This is a genomic window from Micromonospora sp. NPDC005163 (assembly GCF_053599835.1).
On the sequence record NZ_JBSFYP010000020.1, the window covers coordinates 68,827 to 86,704 of the forward strand.

At 72.5% G+C, this 17,878-nt stretch carries 15 protein-coding genes; 5 read left to right on the forward strand and 10 right to left on the reverse strand.

Annotated features, from left to right (window positions below; translation table 11 throughout):
- Positions 1-32: 32 nt before the first annotated feature.
- From ACWD6N_RS16170 to ACWD6N_RS16210, 9 genes are all read right to left on the reverse strand, one after another.
- The gene (locus ACWD6N_RS16170) at positions 33-3,110 is read right to left on the reverse strand and encodes a S8 family serine peptidase (protein ID WP_450004941.1); all 3,078 of its coding nucleotides are present in this window, start codon (positions 3,108-3,110) and stop codon (positions 33-35) included.
- Positions 3,111-3,244: 134 nt separating this feature from the next.
- Positions 3,245-4,429 (reverse strand): SLC5/6 family protein, encoded by a 1,185-nt coding sequence (locus ACWD6N_RS16175; protein WP_354962365.1) that lies wholly within the window; start codon positions 4,427-4,429, stop codon positions 3,245-3,247.
- Complete coding sequence (locus ACWD6N_RS16180) at positions 4,422-5,219, reverse strand: sugar phosphate isomerase/epimerase family protein (RefSeq protein ID WP_354962587.1); 798 nt, start codon at positions 5,217-5,219, stop codon at positions 4,422-4,424. Before ACWD6N_RS16180 ends, ACWD6N_RS16175 begins: the two co-directional genes overlap by 8 nt.
- Positions 5,220-5,284: 65 nt before the next feature.
- Positions 5,285-6,436 carry a dihydrodipicolinate synthase family protein gene (locus ACWD6N_RS16185; protein ID WP_354962366.1) on the reverse strand — a complete coding sequence of 384 codons (1,152 nt, stop codon included), beginning with the start codon at positions 6,434-6,436 and terminating at the stop codon, positions 5,285-5,287.
- Positions 6,433-7,584 carry a Gfo/Idh/MocA family protein gene (locus ACWD6N_RS16190; protein WP_354962367.1) on the reverse strand — a complete coding sequence of 384 codons (1,152 nt, stop codon included), beginning with the start codon at positions 7,582-7,584 and terminating at the stop codon, positions 6,433-6,435. Before ACWD6N_RS16190 ends, ACWD6N_RS16185 begins: the two co-directional genes overlap by 4 nt.
- Positions 7,585-7,622: 38 nt before the next feature.
- Complete coding sequence (locus ACWD6N_RS16195; RefSeq protein ID WP_387322808.1) at positions 7,623-8,378, reverse strand: ABC transporter ATP-binding protein; 756 nt, start codon at positions 8,376-8,378, stop codon at positions 7,623-7,625.
- 43 nt (positions 8,379-8,421) lie between these two features.
- On the reverse strand, positions 8,422-9,423 hold the full coding sequence (locus tag ACWD6N_RS16200) for an ABC transporter substrate-binding protein (RefSeq protein ID WP_354962369.1): 1,002 nt from the start codon (positions 9,421-9,423) through the stop codon (positions 8,422-8,424).
- Positions 9,424-9,446: 23 nt separating this feature from the next.
- Entirely contained in the window at positions 9,447-10,427 is a 981-nt protein-coding gene (locus ACWD6N_RS16205; RefSeq protein ID WP_354962370.1) for an ABC transporter permease, read from the reverse strand.
- A gap of 293 nt (positions 10,428-10,720) precedes the next feature.
- Positions 10,721-11,443 carry a cupin domain-containing protein gene (locus ACWD6N_RS16210; RefSeq protein ID WP_354962371.1) on the reverse strand — a complete coding sequence of 241 codons (723 nt, stop codon included), beginning with the start codon at positions 11,441-11,443 and terminating at the stop codon, positions 10,721-10,723.
- 92 nt (positions 11,444-11,535) lie between these two features.
- On the opposite strand from ACWD6N_RS16210, the gene ACWD6N_RS16215 reads away from it, so the two are divergent.
- The 3 genes from ACWD6N_RS16215 (at position 11,536) to ACWD6N_RS16225 (ending at position 14,215) form a co-directional block, all read left to right on the forward strand.
- On the forward strand, positions 11,536-12,609 hold the full coding sequence (locus ACWD6N_RS16215; protein WP_354962372.1) for a LacI family DNA-binding transcriptional regulator: 1,074 nt from the start codon (positions 11,536-11,538) through the stop codon (positions 12,607-12,609).
- Between the two features lie 32 nt (positions 12,610-12,641).
- Positions 12,642-13,625 carry a phosphotransferase family protein gene (locus ACWD6N_RS16220; RefSeq protein ID WP_450004942.1) on the forward strand — a complete coding sequence of 328 codons (984 nt, stop codon included), beginning with the start codon at positions 12,642-12,644 and terminating at the stop codon, positions 13,623-13,625.
- Positions 13,626-13,729: 104 nt separating this feature from the next.
- The gene (locus ACWD6N_RS16225; RefSeq protein ID WP_354962374.1) at positions 13,730-14,215 is read left to right on the forward strand and encodes a GNAT family N-acetyltransferase; all 486 of its coding nucleotides are present in this window, start codon (positions 13,730-13,732) and stop codon (positions 14,213-14,215) included.
- Between the two features lie 143 nt (positions 14,216-14,358).
- Here ACWD6N_RS16225 and ACWD6N_RS16230 read toward each other — a convergent pair whose 3' ends face one another.
- Positions 14,359-15,633, reverse strand: a complete 1,275-nt coding sequence (locus ACWD6N_RS16230; protein ID WP_354962375.1) for an MFS transporter — start codon at positions 15,631-15,633, stop codon at positions 14,359-14,361.
- A 122-nt stretch (positions 15,634-15,755) separates the two neighbouring features.
- On the opposite strand from ACWD6N_RS16230, the gene ACWD6N_RS16235 reads away from it, so the two are divergent.
- Positions 15,756-16,961: an NAD(P)/FAD-dependent oxidoreductase gene (locus tag ACWD6N_RS16235; protein WP_354962376.1), complete on the forward strand. Its 1,206-nt coding sequence runs from the start codon at positions 15,756-15,758 to the stop codon at positions 16,959-16,961.
- Positions 16,958-17,878 carry an RNA polymerase sigma-70 factor gene (locus ACWD6N_RS16240; protein ID WP_354962378.1) on the forward strand — a complete coding sequence of 307 codons (921 nt, stop codon included), beginning with the start codon at positions 16,958-16,960 and terminating at the stop codon, positions 17,876-17,878. The genes ACWD6N_RS16235 and ACWD6N_RS16240 overlap by 4 nt, the downstream gene beginning before the upstream one ends.

Here is a 17,878-nt window from a genome sequence, read left to right on the forward strand (position 1 = left end):
CCGCCCGCCACCGCCCCACGGACAGGTGCGGTTTACTGCCAGGAACTCTGCTGCGTGTAGACGAGGTTGCCGGGAATGACCGTGCCGTCGGTGCTCAACTCGGTGTAGGCCCAGAAGTCACCCTCGGGCAGCGGCTTGTTCGGCTTCAGCGTGAATCCGACCGTCGAACCGCGCTCCACCGTGCTGGGCAGCGTCAGCGTCGCACCCGAATACTTGGCGTTCCGACCGATGATGGCGTGGCTCAGCTGGAAGTCGACGACCGGGCCGCCGGGCAGCTGGGCGAACACGTAGGCGGTGTAGCGCCCCGGCTCGGGCAGGAACTTGTAGGCCTGCTCCGCGCTGGTCCAGAACCTGTCACTGCTGTAGATCAGGGTGTCGCCCTTGTACAGGTAGAGGTCGAGGTTCGTGTTCGGGTCGTCGGTGTTGGCTTCGACAACGATGCCGGCGGTGTTCGCCGGCACGGTGAAGTCGAACTTCCTCACTCCGGTCGCGGTTGGGTCGAAGACGCCGCCGTAGACGCCGGCCGGCATCGAGTACGACTTCCGCTGCATCGGCGTGTAACCGGTGCTGCGACCGTCGAGTGGTCCGGTGAAGCCCGGCTGGAGCGAGCCGAACGCGCCGTTGGTCATCCGGCCGAATTCCTCCCCGTCGTCACCGTACGGTCGGGGGGTGATTCCCCACGGGCGGGCGGTGACCGGGATCCGGGCGTCGTGGGCCTTGCCGCGCCAGGCGATCGACCCGGTCACGTACCGGTCCCAGGGCGCGCTGCCCCGACGCAGGGTGACGGTCACCGTCGCGGACCGGCCCGGCTCTAGCGTCACCGATGCCGGCGTCACGGTGACCTTCATACCGTCCAGTCCGGACACCGACGAGCGGTAGGTCTCCCGCGCCTTGCTCACGTTGGTCAGGGTGCGGGTGAGGGTCACCGGCCGGGTCCCGTCGTACTCGCGCAACGAGATGGCCGGCAGGTTGAGCGCCTTACCGTCGGGCTGGGCCGTCTCGCTGAACTCGATCAGGTCTGCCGCGGTCGGCTCGATGACCAGTCCCGGGTCGGTGGCTCCGGCCAGGTTGATGAAACCGCTGCCCTGGTCCAACGGACTGCTGGTGCCGACGGTGTCGGTGGCGGTGGTCCGCAGTGCCGAGGAGACCGCGCCCGGTGACCAGGTCGGATGCGTGGCGCGCAGGATCGCCGCCGCGCCGGCCACGTACGGCGAGGCCATCGAGGTGCCGGAGTACGCGTCGTAGTTCCGCCCGAAGTTGCCGGGCGGTGCGACCGCGGCGATGATGTCCGAACCCGGCGCGACCAGGTCCGGCTTGAGGATGCCGGTGGCCACCTTGTCCGGACCGGTGGAGGAGAAGTCCGCGACGCTGGGTACGCCCGGCACGCTGGAGCCGTCGCCGCCGCTGCGCAGAGACACCTTCGCGTCGGTGGGGTGGCGCATCAGATAGTTGAACAACGTGCCGGCCTGCTTCTCGGTCGGCAGGTAGACGACCGGGAAGTTGAAGATCGAGTTGATCCGGTAGTTGCCGACGGGGTCGAACAGCACCATCGCCGCCCCGCCCTTGGCCTTGATCTCGGCGGCGGAACCGAACGTGTCGGACAGCGCGCAGGCGACCACTTTGCCCTTGATCTTGGCAGGGTCGAGGCTGCCCGGTTCGCAGTACACCGAGCCCTCCGCCGATCCGGCCTGCTCACCGAAGACCATCGGCAGCGAGTTGCCACCGGGCAGAGCGTCCAGCGAGCCGCCGACGAGCTTCGTGCCGTCACCCAGTTTGACGGTCGCTTCGTCGAGGTTCGTCACCGCCGCGCCGACCGTGGTCACCCAGGGCGCCGCGTTGCTGATCGCCCCGCTGACGATGCCGGTGTTTCCCGCCGACGCCGCCACGAAAACTCCGGCCAGCGACGCGTTGAGGAACGCGACGCCGATGGGGGTGTTGGCTTCCCAGTCGCCGAGATCGGAGCCGATCGAGAAGTTCAGCACCTGCACACCGTCGGAGACGGCCGCGTCGATGCCGGCGATGATGTCGGCGTCGTAGCCCATCCCGCCCCACAGCACCTTGTAGACAGCGATCTGGGCGTCCGGCGCGACCCCGGAGACGGGACCGAAGCGGCGGCCGTCGATCGTGACGTTCGACAGCGGCAGACCCGCCGCCGTGGACGCGGTGTGCGTGCCGTGACCGGCCATGTCGCGGGCGGACAGGACCTCACCCTCCGGGATTGAGCCACCGTAGGCGAGCCACGAATCGGCGAAGTACCGAGCGCCGACGATCTTGCCGTTGCAGTGCTCGGCCACGAAGGCGACGCCAGTCTGGCAGGTGCCGCGCCAGGTCGCCGGGGCGGTCATCCGCTTGGCGAACGACGCGCTCTCCGGCCAGATGCCGGTGTCCAGGACGCCGATCACCATGCCCGCGCCCGTGCCGGGGCCGGGCTTGACCGGTTTGCCGGCGACGCCTGATGCCACCGGCTGGTCCGGCTCGCCAGGAGCGGTGGCGGTCGGGGTGCCGGCGGTCGGGTTGGTCGGCGTCGCGGCCGGCAGAGCCGTTCGGGTGCCGAGCGCCCGCGAGGCGGTGACGGCGCGCACCCGCTTGTCCGCCCGCAACGTGGTCACCTGCTGGGCGGTCAGCTTCGCCGAGAACCCGTTGAAGGCGGTGGTGTACGCGGCGGTGACCTGGACCCCGGCCGCGGCAGCGACGGCGTTGCGCTGCGCGTCGAGGTGTCCGCGGTAGGCGCGTGACGGTGCCGACGTCACGTCCAGCCGGTCACCCGCCTCCGGACGGGTTCGCGCCAGCCCGGACACGCCACCGGCGTACGAGGTCAAGGGATCCTCGGCCAGTTCGACGATGTACATGCCCGGACGGGTCTCGTCCACCATGGCTCGCTGGCTGGCCGCGTTCTTGCCGTCGGGCCGGCGATCGGCGCCGTCGGTCAGGGTGACTCTCTTGTCGGAACCGGGGGTGAAGTATCCGGCGGCGCTGCTGCCGCTGCCCGTCGGCCCTACCGGGGCCGCCGACGCCGATCCCGCGACACCGGTGGTGCCGGCGATCACGGCGAGGACCAGCGTCGGTAGCGCCAGTCTTCGCAGCCTGTCTCCGCTCGTGCTTGTAGCCACGAGGCTCCTTTCGATGACTCCCTTGTGGAGCGTTCTTACGATCACGACCCGCGCCTGGGAGCGCTCCCCCGCCTAGGCCGCCGAGAGTTGATCGGCGGTTTGGGGAGTGGTACGGATCGCTGGTGCGTATAAGATCATGATCCGTCAGCCGAGACCAGATGCGCGTTTCCTCGGTGCCGCCAGAGCACAGTGCACACCCCGGCGAGGGCCAGTCCGAGCAGCGGAGCGACGCCGACCCCGGCGAGCGTGCAGGCCACCGCCAGCAACGCCGGCGGCACCCAACACCAGGCGGGCACGGTACGCGGCGCGCGACCGCGCCGACGTGCCGCCGCTTCCACGGCTATCGGCACCACCAGCACCGGCAGCGCAGCGGCCAGGAGCGTCAGCCAGGGCAGCACGAGGCGGTCGAAGCGCGCCACCGCGAGCAGCCCGCCGAGCACCGCGACGCCGAGCATCGCCGTGCGCGCCGGCACCCGCGGCGTCAGGCCACGCAACGCCAGCGCCCCGGAGTACGTGGTGGTCAGCGCGGCGGCGAAGACCGCCACGGCGACGAAGAGATTCGCGTACGCGGCCAGCCCCGAGCCGGCGGCGAGCAGCGCGACCACGTCCGCCGAACCGGTCCGCAGCCACAGGCCCGCACCGGCCACCACCCCGAGCAGCGCCGGCCCGAGCAGCAGCCCCACACACCAGGCCAGGTCCCGCCGCCGGGCCAGGCCGACGCTGAAGTCCGGCGCGCGCAACGCGAAGACCGCCACGTAGCCGATCATCGCGGCGGCGTCGGCGAGACCACCGGCGGCGACGCGGACCGGCGCGCCCGGCGGCGGCAGGACGATCAGGCACCAGCCGACCAGCACCACCGCGCTGAGCGTGGTGAGCACCGCGACCCGGTTGCCGAACCGGGCCGGCGCCCAGGAGACGACGAGGACGGCGACCTCCAGCAACGCCGGCCCGACCCAGCCGGGCAGGTGTGTCAGCGCCGCCAGGGACGCGCCGCCGAGCCCGACGTTGAAGCCGTTCCAGCCGACCATCGACACGGTCAGCACGGCCGCCAGCAGCATCCGCGAGGTGTTCCCCAGGTACGCGGGCAGCACCGCGGTCAACGTTCCGCCGTCGCCGAGCGGCCGGCGCAGCCCGATCCGGCCCTGCCCCCAGAGCAGCGCCGCCATCAGGGCGCCACCGACCAGCAGCCCGGCCACCGGCACCGCGCCACCGTGCCGGGCGGCCATCGCCGCGCCGAGCACCAGTGTCGCCGGGGCGGTGCCGATGCCGAGCCACGCCCCGATCGCCGCCGGCCACCGGCGTTGCGGAGCCTCAGGCAACGTGGTGCAGGTAGCCGGCGATCGCCGCGTCCAGCACCTCCGCGCCGGGACGTGCCCACACCTCGGCGGAGAAGACCTCCACCTCGATCGGGCCGAGGTAGCCGGCCGCGTCCACCGCCTCGCGCAGCCGGCGCAGCTCGATGCACCCGTCGCCGGGCAGGGCCCGACCGAGCAGCACCCCCTCCGGCAGCGGGGTCACCCAGTCGCAGACCTGGAAAATGGCGATCCGGGCGCCGGCCCGGTCGATCTGCGCGTACACGGTGTCGTCCCACCAGACGTGGTACGCGTCCACGACCACGCCCACCACCGCCGGGTCGAAGCGCTCGGCGATGGCCAGCGCCTGGCCGAGTGTGGCGATCACGCAGCGGTCGGCGCAGAACATCGGGTGCAGCGGCTCGATGGCCAGCCGTACGCCGGCCGCCGCCGCGTGTGGGGCCAGTTCGCCGATCGCGTCGGCGACCCGGCGCCGGGCGCCGTCGATGTCCCGGCTGCCCTCCGGCAGCCCTCCGGACACCAGCACCAGCTCGGGGGCGCCGAGGGTGGCCGCCTCCTCGATGGCCCGCAGGTTCTCCGCGCTCCAGTCGTCGGCCTGGAAGAAGCCACCCCGGCACAGCGACGTGACGGCGAGGCCGGCGTCACGGACCAGCTTCGCCGAGCGGGCCAGCCCGTACTCGGCGACCGGCTCCCGCCACAGCCCGATGCCCGGCACCCCGGCCGCGACGCAGCCGGCCACCACCTCGGGCAACGGCCAGTGCTGGGCGGTGGCCTGGTTGAACGAGAAACGCTCCAGCCCGCTCACTGAGCTGGCTTCCGTTCGCGACTGCGGGGCTCGCAACACCGGCTCACTCCTCGCGCTCACTGGGCAACTCCCGCCACGGTGAACAGCGCCCGGGCGCGGGTGGCGGCCAGCTCGGCGTCGGGCAGCAGCCCGGCGGCGTCGGCCAGGGTGAGCAGGGTGGCCAGGTGGGCCGGCGACCGGCCGGACTGCGCGCCGCCGACCATGGTGAAGTGGCCCTGGTGCCCGGCCAGCCAGGCCAGGAACACGATCCCCGTCTTGTAGTGCCAGGTCGGCGCCGCGAACAGGTGCCGCGCCAGCGGCACGGTCGGCGCGAAGATCTCGTCGTACGCGGCCAGGTCGCCCCGGTCCAGGGCGGCCAACGCGGCGGCGGCGGCTGGCGCGATGGCCGCGAACACCCCGAGCAGCGCGTCGGAGTGGCCCACCTCGTCACCGCGGATCAATTCCGGGTAGTGGAAGTCGTCGCCGGTGTAGAGCCGTACCCCGGCCGGCAGCCGGCGGCGCAGCGCGACCTCCCGCCCGGGGTCGAGCAGCGACACCTTGATTCGGTCCACCTTGGACTGGTGCGCCTTGATCAGCTCGACCACCGTGTCGGCGGCCAGGTCCAGGTCGACCGCACCCCAGTAGCCGGTCAGCGCCGGGTCGAACATCGGGCCCAGCCAGTGCAGCACCACCGGCTCCTCGGCGGCGGTCAGCAGGTCGTCGTACACCCGTAGGTAGTCCTCCGGGCCGCGGGCCGCGGCCGCAAGGTGCCGGCTGCACATCAGCACCGGTTGGGCGCCGGCCGCCCGCACGTCGTCCAGCTGCTCCCGGTAGGCCACGGTGACCGCCGTCAGGGTGGCCGGGCCGGCCGGCAGCTGGTCGGTGCCGACCCCGGCGACGATCCGCCCGCCCACCGCGCGGGCCTCGGCGGCGCTGCGCCGGATCAACTCCCGGGTGGCCGGGTAGTCCAGCCCCATCCCCCGCTGGGCGGTGTCCATCGCCTCGGCGACGCCCAGCCCGTACGACCAGAGGTGCCGCCGGAAGGCGAGGGTGGTGTCCCAGTCCACCGCCGCCGGTGCGCCCGGCACGTTCTCCGCGCTCGGGTCGGCCACGACGTGCGCGGCGGCGTACGCGATCCGGCTGGTCGCCGGGGCGGCCGGACGGGGGAATCCGCGCCCTCCGGCCAGCCGGTGCCGCCGGCCCCCGGGCAGCACCACCTCCGCCGTCATGAGGTCAGCTCCGGCACCTCGACCCGGACGCCCTCACGGGCCGAGCGCAGCCCCAACTCGGCGAGCTGCACGCCGCGTGCGCCGGCTAGGAAGTCCCAGCGGAACGGCTCACCGGCCACCACGTGCCGCAGGAACGCCTCCCACTGCACCTTGAAGCCGTTGTCGAACTCCTCGTTGTCGGGTACCTCCGTCCACTGTGCCCGGAAGTCCTCGGTGACTGGGAGGTCCGGGTTCCACACCGGCTTCGGGGTGACCGCCCGGTGCTGCGCCCGGCAGCGGCGCAGCCCCGCCACCGCGCTGCCCTCGGTGCCGTCGACCTGGAACTCCACCAGCTCGTCGCGGTACACCCGCACGCACCAGGACGAGTTGAGCTGCGCGATCACCCCACCGTCGAGTTCGAAGATGCCGTACGCGGCGTCGTCGGCGGTCGCCGGGTAGCTGCGGCCCGCCTCGTCGACCCGCTCGGGCACGTGGGTGGCGGTCACGCAGGAGACGGCGTTGACCCGGCCGAACAGCTCCTCCAGCACGTAGTGCCAGTGCGGGAACATGTCGACCGTGATGCCGCCGCCGTCCTCGGCCCGGTAGTTCCAGGACGGACGCTGGGCCGGCTGCCAGTCGCCCTCGAAGACCCAGTAGCCGAACTCGCCGCGCACCGAGAGGATCCGGCCGAAGAAGCCGCCGTCGATGAGCCGCTTGAGCTTGCGCAGCCCGGGCAGGAAGAGTTTGTCCTGCACCACGCCGGTGCGTACCCCGGCGGCGTCGGCGGCACGGGCCAGGTCGAGCGCGCCCGCGGTGTCCTCAGCCAGGGGCTTCTCCGTGTAGATGTGCTTGCCGGCGTCGATGGCCTGCCGGATCGCCTTCTCCCGCTGCTGGGTGACCTGGGCGTCGAAGTAGATCTCGACGTCGTCCCGGGCCAGCGCCGCGGTCAGGTCGGTGGTCCAGTCGGTCAGCCCGTGCCGTTCGGCGAGCTCACGGAGCTTCGTCTCGTTGCGCCCGACCAGGACCGGTTCCGGCCAGATGGTCGTGCCGTCGGCCAACGTCACGCCGCCGGCTTCGCGGATGGCCAGCAGCGAGCGGACGAGGTGCTGCCGGTAGCCCATCCGTCCGGTCACGCCGTTGACGATGATGCCGATCGACCTGCGGGTCATGATGTTCCTTCCGTCGTGCTGGTCGTACCGATGCGGGCTCAGTGGTTGGCGGCCGCGCTGCCGAGCAACCCGCGCAGGTCGGTGGCGAGCCGGTCGAAGCGGGGATCCGACATCACCTGCGCGTAGTCGCGGTGCGCCGGCAGGTCGACCGGGAAGGTGCGGATGATCCGGCCGGGTCGGGCGCTCATCACCACGACCCGGGTGCCGAGGAAGACCGCCTCGGCGATGGAGTGGGTCACCAGCACCACCGTGGTGCCGGTCTCCCGCCAGATCCGGTGCAGCTCGGCGTTCATCTGCTCGCGGGTCAGCGCGTCCAGGGCACCGAAGGGCTCGTCCATGAGCAGCACCGGCGGGGAGTGCAGCAGCGCGCGGCAGAGTGCCACCCGCTGCTGCATGCCGCCGGAGAGCTCGTGCGGCAGCGCCTTCTCGAAGCCGGTCAGGCCGGTCATCTCGATCAGCTCGTCCGCCCGGCGGGCCGCCTGCGCCCGGTCCATGCCGCGCATCTCGGCCTGGAGCAGGATGTTGGCCCGCGCGCCGCGCCACTCGAGCAGCGCGGCCTTCTGGAAGACGAAGCCGATCTCCTTCTGCGGGCCGGCTACCGGGCGGTCCAGCAGCGACACCTCGCCGCTGGTCGGCCGGACCAGCCCGGCGACGATCTTCAGCAGGGTGGACTTGCCGCAGCCGGACGGACCGACGATGGTGACGAACTCCCCCGGCTGGATGTCCAGCGACACGTCGTCCAGCGCGGTGGTCTGCGACCGCCGCGAGCTGAACCGCACGGTCAGCCCGGACATCCCGATGGCGGTGCCGGCCCGGGCCGGCGCGGCGGTCACCGGGTCACCCCTGGGCCGCGTACGAGGCGTCCCAGTACGCGTTGGGCGCGCCCGGGTCCTTCAGCTCCGCGTAGCGGGACATCAGGTCGATGGTCTCGCTCCACTGGGCGTCGGTGTTCACGCCGGGCGGGCCGTCGGAGCCGATCAGCGGCAGGTTGAGGGTGAGCTGCTTGGTGAGGACCTCGGGCGCGGGCTCGTTCTCGGCCAGAGCGGTCATCGCGCTCACCGCACCGGCCGGGTCGCGGGCGGCCTCGGCCCAGGACTTCTGCGTGGCCCGGACGAACTTGCGGGCCAGCTCGGGGTCCTTCTGCAGGGTCTGGGTGTTGGCGATCAGGCCGGTGCCGAGCAGGTTCATCCCGTAGTCGGCGAAGAGCAGCACGTCGACCTTCTTGCCGGTCTTGCTCTCGATGGTGGGCGCCTGGTCGTGGAAGAAGCCCATGATGGCGTCGACCCTGCCCTCGGCCAACGCCGCGATCTTGCCGGCGGCGTCCACGTTGACCACCTTGACGTCGCTCTGCTTCAGGCCGTTCTTCTCCAGCCAGGCCGGGAAGGTCGCGTAGAGGGCGTCGCCGGGGGTGCCGCCGACGGTCTTGCCCTTGAGGTCGGCTGGGCTCTTGATGTTCTCCTCCGCGAAGAACTCCACCGAGGAGGGGCCCTTCTCCAGGTACGCGCCGAGGCTGCGCACCGGCATCCCGCTGGCCACGGACTTGAGCAGCACCGGGCTGTCCGCCCAGCCGAAGTCGGTCTGCTTCTGGGCGACCTGCTTGACGGTGTTGCCGGAGCCGTTGCCCGGCAGGATCTTCAGGTCGATGCCCTCGGCGGAGAAGAAGCCCTTCTGGAGCCCGTAGTAGAACGGGGCGTGCTCGCCGTACGGCACCCAGTTGAGGGTGAGGGTGACCTGCTTGCTGCCGTCGGTGCCGCCGTCGGAGGAGTCGTCCCCGCCGCAGCCGGTGGCGGCGAACAGCAGGGCGACGGTGGCCAGGATGGTGGTGGCGGTGCGTTTCATCGGTGCCTCCGTGATGGGGTCGGTCAGGAGGTGGTGAGCGGTACGCCGGCCCGACGGCTGGCGTGCCAGGGAATGAGCAGTGCCTCGGCGATCTCGACCAGGACGAACAGGACGATGCCGATGGCGGACATCAGGATCAGGTCGGCGAACAGCAGCGGGGCGTCGAGGTTGCCGTTGGCCAGCAACAGGACGTAGCCGAGCCCTTCGCTGGCGCCGACGAACTCACCGACCACGGCGCCGACCACCGCGAGGGTGACCGCCACCTTGAGGCCGGCCATCAGGTGTGGCAGCGCGTTCGGGAAACGGATCTTGCGGAAGGTGCGCCACGGCCCGGCGCCCATCGTGGCGGCGAGGTCGAGCAGCTCCGGGTCGGTGGAGCGCAGCCCGGCCACGCCGGAGATGACCACCGGGAAGAACGCGATGAGCACCGCCAAAATGATCTTCGGGGTGAGGCCGAGACCGAACCAGACCACCAGTAGTGGTGCGATGGCGATCTTCGGGATGACCTGCGCGAACAGGACGATCGGATAGAGCGCCTTGTCCAGGGTGCGCGAGTAGGCGATGGCGACCGCGGTGGCCAGCCCCAGCGCGGCGGCCAGCACGAAGCCGAGCACCGTCTCGTAGAGGGTGACCATGGTGTGCCGGGCCAGCTCGGACCACTGCTGCGTCATCGTGGTCCAGACCTGGCCGGGGGTCGGCACCAGATAGTTGGGCACGTACTCCCGGGCGGCCACGAACCACCAGGCGGCGAAGAACGCCGCCAGCACCAGCGCCGGGCGCCAGAGCGAGTCGGCGAGGGCCAGTGCACGCCGGCCGAGCGTCGGTCGTGGCGGGCGGCCGCCGGTGCCCGGTGGCGGACCGCCCACTGCGGACGGAGTCGCGCCGTCGACGGAAGCCGGCCCACCGACGGACCCGGGCGGGAGCGAGGAAGCGGCAATTTGTTCGCCGCTCGCCGCCTCGGTGGCGGCTTGCTGACCCGCCGCGTCCAGAGCGTTGTCGGTCACGCGGAACCTCCTCGAAGCCCGGCATGGCATGGCACCGACGGACCGGGCCGGTCGGCGTATCAGGCAAACGCTTTCCAGGAGCGTAGGCGGCTCCCCGACACCAGGCAAGGCCTTTCCTGGGTCTGTTCGCCGCTACGCCAGGTCCGCCCGCGATCGTGGCCTCCGAGATCGACTCGACTTCCAGGGAACCGGGCCATCGTCTGCCCTCGATCACCCCGGCTTCAAGGAAACCGAGTCGATCAACCACGACGTAGCGCGGACCGTCCGAGAAGGACGGCCAGCTAACCGCGCCGTCAGATGGCCGCCGGATAGGTGTCGAGCAGGCCGCACATGCCCAGCCGGCCCCGCTCGACCGGCTCGTCCACCGCGTACACCCCGGCCTCGCCCAGGTGCCCGGCATCGCCCCGGCCGAGGGCGTCGAGCTGCTCGCCGGTCCCGGCGGCGGCCCGGCCCGCGCCGGCCGCCCAGCGCTCCCGCCAGCGCGCCAGCAACGGCTGACGCAGCGCCACCGCGGCGGAGTGGAAGGCGGCGAGCGCCGCAGGTCCGCCCGCCCGCAGCGCCTGGAAGCCGGTCACCGCCAGATCCCGCCGCCGGTACGCGGCGGTCACGTCGGCGCCCGGCGCTCCCCCGTCGGGCAGCGCCGCGGCGGCGGCGTACGCGGCCGGGTCGGCCAGCACCTCAGGCGGGAAGGTGAGCACGGCATCGCCGGCCTCGGGCAGGCCGCTGTTCTGCATGAGCACCACGATGGTCAGACCCCCGCCGTTGACGAGGCGGTGCACGGTGCCCGGCTCGAACCAGACCACCGCACCCGGCCGCAGCGGGGTCTCCCGGTAGCCGCCGGCGGCGGTGAGGGTCTGCACCGCGCCCTCGCCGCCGGTCACCACGTACCCCTCGGTGCAGCACAGGTGCACGTGCGGGGTGCCGCCGACCACGCCGTCCGGCGCGGGGGTGTCGTAGACGCGTAGCCGGGAGAGCCCAACCCCGCCGGGCAGCGGGGCGGCGAAGCGTTCCGACACGGCGGGCCTCCCTGCGGGAAAGGGCTTTCTCTGCGGTACCGTGACGCTAGCCGGCGCGGCGAAACGCCGTCAACAGACCGAGGGGGCGGGCCATGGCCACCCTGTCCGACGTGGCGCGGCGCGCGGGCGTCTCGCCCGCCACCGCCTCCCGCGTGATCAACGGCAGCAGTAAACCCGTCACCGACGAGCTGCGCGAGCGGGTGCTCGCCGCCGTCGCCGAGTTGCAGTACGTGCCGAACGCGCACGCCCAGTTGCTGGCCCGCTCGCACCGCAGCGCGGTCGGCGTGATCGTGCACGACGTCTCCGACCCGTACTTCGCCGAGATCACCCGTGGGCTGCAACGCGTCGCCACCGACCAGGGCCGGCTGCTGATGATCTGCAACAGCTACCGCGACCCGGACCGCGAGTTGGAGTACGTGGAGCTGCTGCGCGGCCACCAGGTGGCGGCGCTGATCCTGGCCGGTTCCGGCTACCACGACGACGCGTTCACCCGGCAGCTCAACGAGAAGCTCGCCGCGTACGAGGCGACGGGCGGGCGGGTCGCGGTGATCGGCCGGCACGAGCACTCCGGCGACGCGGTGATGCCGGACAACCGGGCCGGCGGCTACCTGGCCGGGCGGGAGCTGTGCGAGCTGGGCCACCGGGCGATCGGCGTGGTGGCCGGTCCGCGCATCCTCACCACCACCACCGACCGGCTGGCCGGGCTCCGGCAGGCCCTCGCCGAGCAGGGCCGTGACCTGCCCGAGCGGCGGATCCGGTACGCCGAGTTCGACCGCGACGGCGGCGCCGAGGCCACCGCCCGGCTGCTCGACGCCGACCCGGAGCTGACCGCGATCGTGGCGCTCAACGACTCGATGGCCATCGGCGCGCTCGCCACCCTCCGGGCCCGATCGCTGGCGGTGCCGCAGCGGGTCTCCGTGGTGGGCTTCGACGACATGCCGATCGCCCGGGACGTGACTCCGGCGTTGACCACCGTGCGGCTGCCGTTGGTCGCCATGGGGGTCCGGGCGATGTCCCTGGTGCTCGGCGCGGAGGCGCCGGCGCCCCGCGTCGAGGTGCTTCCCGCCGAGCTGATCCGCCGGGACACCGCCGGCCCCGCCCTTCGGTCCACGTTGGACGCGACCGGCGCGGCGCCGCGCGCGCGTCGGGGTGACGCCGGCTCGTGACCGTGGCGAGCCCGACCCAGCGTCCGCTCACGATGGACGACGTGACGTACCTGGTCCGTGCGTCGTTCGGCCCGCACACGCGGGTACGCGACGGCGGCCCACTGACCGGCGGCGGCTACGCCACGGTCTGGTGGGCGCTGCTCGACGACGACCGCAGGGTGGTGCTGAAGCTGGCCCCGCCGGCCGGTACGCGGCTGCTGCGCTACGAGCGCGGGCTCTGCACGGCCGAGGCGCGGTACTTCCGGCTGGTCACCGAGCGGGCACCGGGGGTGCCCGTTCCTCCGGTGCTGCACCACGGCGCCGACCCGGCGTACGGCGAGTGGCTGGTCACCGGAATGCTGCCCGGCCGGTCACTGCGCCAGTTGGCCGAGGCCGGCGCGGCGGTCGACGACGGCTCGGCGCGGTACGACCTCGGCGCGGCCCTCGCCGCGCTGCACCGGGTCACCGGCGACCGGTTCGGTTATGACGGCGACCGGGCCAGCGGGGCGACCTGGCGAGCGGCGTTCACCGGGATGCTCGACGCGCTCCTCGTCGACGCCGCCGACTGGGACGTCCGGCTGCCGGTCACCCCGGACCGGTTGCGCGCGCTGGTCGGGCGGCACGCCGGCGCGCTGGACGAGGTACGCCGGCCGGCGCTGCTGCACTTCGACTGCTGGGACGGCAACGTGCTGACCGTGCCCGGCCCGGACGGCCGGCTGCAGTTGAGCGGGCTGGTGGACGGCGAACGGTTCCTGCACGGCGATCCGCTGCTGGATCTGGTCTCTCCGCTGCTCTACCGGCGGATCGAGGACGAGCCGGAGCATCCACTGCTGCGCGGCTACCGTGCCGCGGCCGCCGAGCCGCTGGTGCTGGACGCGGCGGCCCGCCGCCGGCTCGGTCTCTACCGGCTGCATCTGTACCTGCTGATGACGGTGGAGATGCCGAGCCGGGGCATGACCGCGCGGAGCCATCCTGGCCGGCATGCCCGGCTGGCGGCCCTGCTGGACGAGGAGATCGCCGCGCTCGTCCGGGACTGACGCGCGGGTCTCGTCACTACCCATGCTTCGCACCGGGTGTGCCGCACGGATGCGCCTCGGCACAACGGATTGTCCCGGGCCCGTCCCGGGCTTAACCTCCCCCGGTGCAGATTCGGGAGTTCGTCGACCAGGACTGGTCGCAGGTGTGGCCGATCATCGAGGAGGTGATCCGGGCACAGGAGACCTTCCCCTACGATCCCGCGATGACCGCCGAGCAGTCGTATGGCATGTGGGCGGAGGCGGCGCCGGGGCGGACCGTCGTGGCGGTCGACGGCACGCGGGTGCTCGGCACCGCGAAGATGGGCACCAACCGACCCGGGCCGGGCTCGCACGTGTCCACCGCGAGCTTCATGGTCGCCGCCGACGCGCGCGGGCGGGGCGTGGGCACCGCCTTGTGCCGAGACGCCGTGGTTTGGGCGCGCCACCAGGGGTACGTCGGGATGCAGTTCAACGCCGTGGTGGAGAGCAACCGATCGGCGGTCGAGCTGTACCGCCGGGAGGGCTTCGAGGTGGTCGGCACGGTGCCGGGCGCGTTCCGTCACCCCACCCTCGGCCGGGTCGGCCTGCACGTCATGTACCAGGAGCGGTGACCGGGCCTGCGGGTGCGGCGGAAACGCTGGCGGGTGCGTGGCCCTGCCAGGTGCCTGTCGAGCTGCCCCACAACTGGGGCAGCTCGACAGGCAGCCGTGGAACAGGCCGACTCGGAGGACGACGACCCGGGGTGGAGCCGGGGCTAACCGGCCCCTCCTACCGGGACGGCGACGGGCGACCGATGCGGCTCCGCGCCGGCTCGGCGGATCGGCGTGAACAGGCCACCGATCGCGACCAGCAGACATCCCGCCCCCGACACGATGGCGACCGCCGCGACGCCGTACCGGGCGGCGGCCCAGGTCAACGCGACCGCACCGGCCGGCCCGAGGGCGTAGTGCGTGCTCCAGAACGCCGAGGTGACCCGGCCGAGCAGATGATCAGGAGTGATCTCCTGGCGCAGGGACATCGAGCAGATCCCGCCCACGCTCAGGCAGCACAGGTACACGGCGGTGAGCGCGGTGACCGTCGGCACCGACGTCGCGAGGCCGACGCCCGCCACGGCGAGACCGCAGATCGCGTGCGCGCTGATCCAGGTGACGCCGAAGCCGCGCCGGCGGCGCAGCGGGGCCACCAGGAGCGCCCCGGCGATGGTGCCCACCGCCGCCAGGCCGAGCACCGTGCCGACGGTGCCCTCGGATCCGCCGAGGTCGTGCGTGACGTGGTAGATCAGCACGTCGGTGAAGCCGTAGGTCAGGAAGATGAAGACCGACAGCAGCACCGTCAGCGCACGGAGCACGGGTTGGCGCCACAGGAACCGCGCCCCGGCCAGGAACTCGACCAGCGGTCGCTGCCGGGTCAGCGGGGCGGCGTCGTCGGCCTGGACGGGTCGCAGCCGGATCAGCCACAGGCCGACCGCGGAGGCCGCGAAGCTCGCCGCGTTGACGGCGATCGCCACCGCCGGACCGAACCGGGCCGACACCACGCCGGCGAGCAGCGGCCCGAGCACGGCCGCTGCCGCGTACGTCGCCTGCAACCGGCCGTTGGCCTCGGTGATCCGGTCCCGGTCGACCAGGTTGCGGACCGCGGTCACCGCGGCGACCTGGAACATCATCCCGGCCGCCTCGCAGATCGGCAGCACGACGAAGAGCAGCCAGACCTGCGGCCCGGCGAGCCAGGCCAGTGGCACCAGGCCGTAGAGCACCAGGCGGGTGAGGTCGGCCACGATCATCAGGGTCCGCCGGTCGTACCGGTCGACCAGCACGCCGCCGAAGATCCCGGCGACGACGGACGCCGCGCCCGCGACGGCGGTGAGCAGGCCCATCCGGGCCACCGACCCGGTCGCCTGGAGCACCAGCAGCGGCACCGCGAGGAACGCGAACGAGTCGCCGGCCGCGGAGAGCGACTGCGCGATCCAGTACGTACCGAATGTGCGGTCCCGCCACAACGGAGGCCGGACCGCACCGGCAGGTCGGCTCATGGCGACGAGGGTAGTGGGCGCGGCCGCCCGCATCGGCTGTGCCGGGCGTCACACCAACCCATGTCACGAATCGTCGGGCGACACGCATCTCGTGGTCGTCACCCAACGAGAGAGGCCAGACGATGAGCACATCGCACGACGCAGGCACGGCCACCACGCACCGCGTGCTGGTCCTGGGCGCGGGGTACGCGGGCATGGCCGCGGCGATCCAGCTCGCGGCCCGCACCAGGGGACGCGCCGACGTGCAGGTCACCCTGGTGAACGCGCAGGAGCGGTTCACCGAACGGTTGCGGCTGCACATGGTGGCGACCGGGCAGCACCTGCTCGAGATGAACATTCCGGCGCTCCTGGCCGACACGGGCGCGCAGTTCGTCCGCGGCTGGGTCACGGCGGTGGACCCGAACGCGAAGACCGTCCGGATCGACGACAGTCGGGTGCTGCACTACGACACGCTGGTGTACGGGTTGGGCAGCGTGGCCGACACGGCGCTGGTGCCGGGGGTCGAGGAATACGCGTACACCCTGGACAGCGCCGACGACGCGGCGTCGCTGGCCGACCGGCTGGCGCGGCTCGCCAGCGGCACGGTCGTGGTCGCTGGCAGCGGCCTGACCGGTGTCGAGTCGGCCGCGGAGATCGCCGAGTGGCACCCGCAGCTGAACGTCGTGCTGGTGGGCCGGCAGGAACCGGGCGCCACCATGAACCCCAGGGCCCGGGCGTATCAGCGGGCGGCGCTCGAACGTCTCGGTGTCCAGGTGCGCAGCGGGACGGCGGTGACGAAGGTGCTGCCCGATTCGGTCGAGCTGGCGGGCGAGGCGACCATCGCGGCCGACGTCGTCCTGTGGACCGGCGGTACGCGGGTGTCACCGCTGGCGGCCGCCGCGGGCCTGACCGTCGACCAGGGCGGTCGTGTCGTCACCGACGCCACACTGCGGTCGGTGTCGCACCCGGACGTGTACGCGATCGGCGACGCGGCCGCGATCCGGCAGGGTTACGGCGTCATGCACGGCACCTGCCAGAGCGGCATGCCGACCGGCGTGCACGCGGCGGTGTCGATCGTCCGCGCGCTGGACGGCAAGCTGCCCAGGCCGTTCCGGTTCGGTTACTACCACACCCCGGTGAGCCTGGGACGGCATGACGCGGTCGTGCAGTTCACCCACCCCGACGACAGCCCCCGACGGGCGTGTCTGACCGGCCGCGCGGCCATCTGGTACAAGGAGACGGTGAGCGCATCCCCCTGGCCGACGTACCGCCGCATGGTGAAGCTGCCCTCCTCCGGCGCGTTCTGGCCGCGCGGTGGTCGCTTCACCCGCCTCCGGGACGCGCGGTGACCCGCCCCTACTCGGACGTCGACCAGCAGGTGTTCCACCGCCATCGCAACCTGCTGTTCTCGGTCGCCTACCGCATCCTCGGCTCCGCGGCCGACGCCGAGGACGCCGTCCAGGACGCGTGGATCAAATGGTCCGGGGCCGACCGCGCCCAGGTGGCCGACCCCAAGGCGTACCTGGCGCGCATCGTCGCGAATCTGGCGTTGCAGCGCCTGCGCTCCAGCCAGCACCAACGTGAGACCTACGTGGGTCCTTGGCTTCCCGAACCCGTCCTGACCGAGGGCGACACCGCCGATGCCGTCACCGACGCCGAGTCGGTGTCGATGGCGATGCTGGTGGTGCTGGAGACGCTCAGCCCGCTGGAACGCGCGGTGTTCGTCCTGAAGGAGGTCTTCGACTTCAGCCACGCCGAGATCGCGGTGGCGGTGGAACGCTCCGAGGCCGCCGTACGCCAGGCCGCGCACCGCGCTCGGGAGCACGTGCGCGCCCGGCGACCACGCTTCACCGCGGACCGGTCGCAGCAGCGCGGAGTCACCGAGCGGTTCCTCGCCGCCGCGACCGGCGGCGACATCAACACCCTGCTGGAGTTGCTGTCGCCGGACGTCACGTTGTGGACCGACGGCGGCGGCAAGGTCCGCCAGGCCCTGCGCCCGATCGTGGGCGCGGAGACGGTCGCCGCCTGGTTCGCGGCCATCGGCACCGTCACCTACCAGGGTGTCCGACCCGATGACATGCGCGCCGCCCTGGTCGAAATCAACAACGGGCCGGGCGTGGTGTTCAGCGGTGCGGGCCGGGTGATCGCCACCGTCACCTTCGACATCGGCGCTGACGGCCGCATCACCACCATTCACAACGTCGCCAACCCCGACAAGCTCCGGGCCGTCGGCGACGGCGCCACCCGCGACCTCACGACGAGCTGA

What these genes read in the sequence shown, in the direction of transcription:
- ACWD6N_RS16185 (WP_354962366.1), bottom strand. Translation starts at nt 6,436, where the DNA reads ATGACGGCGGAGGTGGTGCTGCCCGGGGGCCGGCGGCACCGGCTGGCC.
- ACWD6N_RS16190 (WP_354962367.1), bottom strand. Translation starts at nt 7,584, where the DNA reads ATGACCCGCAGGTCGATCGGCATCATCGTCAACGGCGTGACCGGACGG.
- ACWD6N_RS16195 (WP_387322808.1), bottom strand. Translation starts at nt 8,378, where the DNA reads ATGTCCGGGCTGACCGTGCGGTTCAGCTCGCGGCGGTCGCAGACCACC.
- ACWD6N_RS16200 (WP_354962369.1), bottom strand. Translation starts at nt 9,423, where the DNA reads ATGAAACGCACCGCCACCACCATCCTGGCCACCGTCGCCCTGCTGTTC.
- ACWD6N_RS16215 (WP_354962372.1), top strand. Translation starts at nt 11,536, where the DNA reads ATGGCCACCCTGTCCGACGTGGCGCGGCGCGCGGGCGTCTCGCCCGCC.
- ACWD6N_RS16220 (WP_450004942.1), top strand. Translation starts at nt 12,642, where the DNA reads ATGGACGACGTGACGTACCTGGTCCGTGCGTCGTTCGGCCCGCACACG.
- ACWD6N_RS16230 (WP_354962375.1), bottom strand. Translation starts at nt 15,633, where the DNA reads ATGAGCCGACCTGCCGGTGCGGTCCGGCCTCCGTTGTGGCGGGACCGC.
- ACWD6N_RS16235 (WP_354962376.1), top strand. Translation starts at nt 15,756, where the DNA reads ATGAGCACATCGCACGACGCAGGCACGGCCACCACGCACCGCGTGCTG.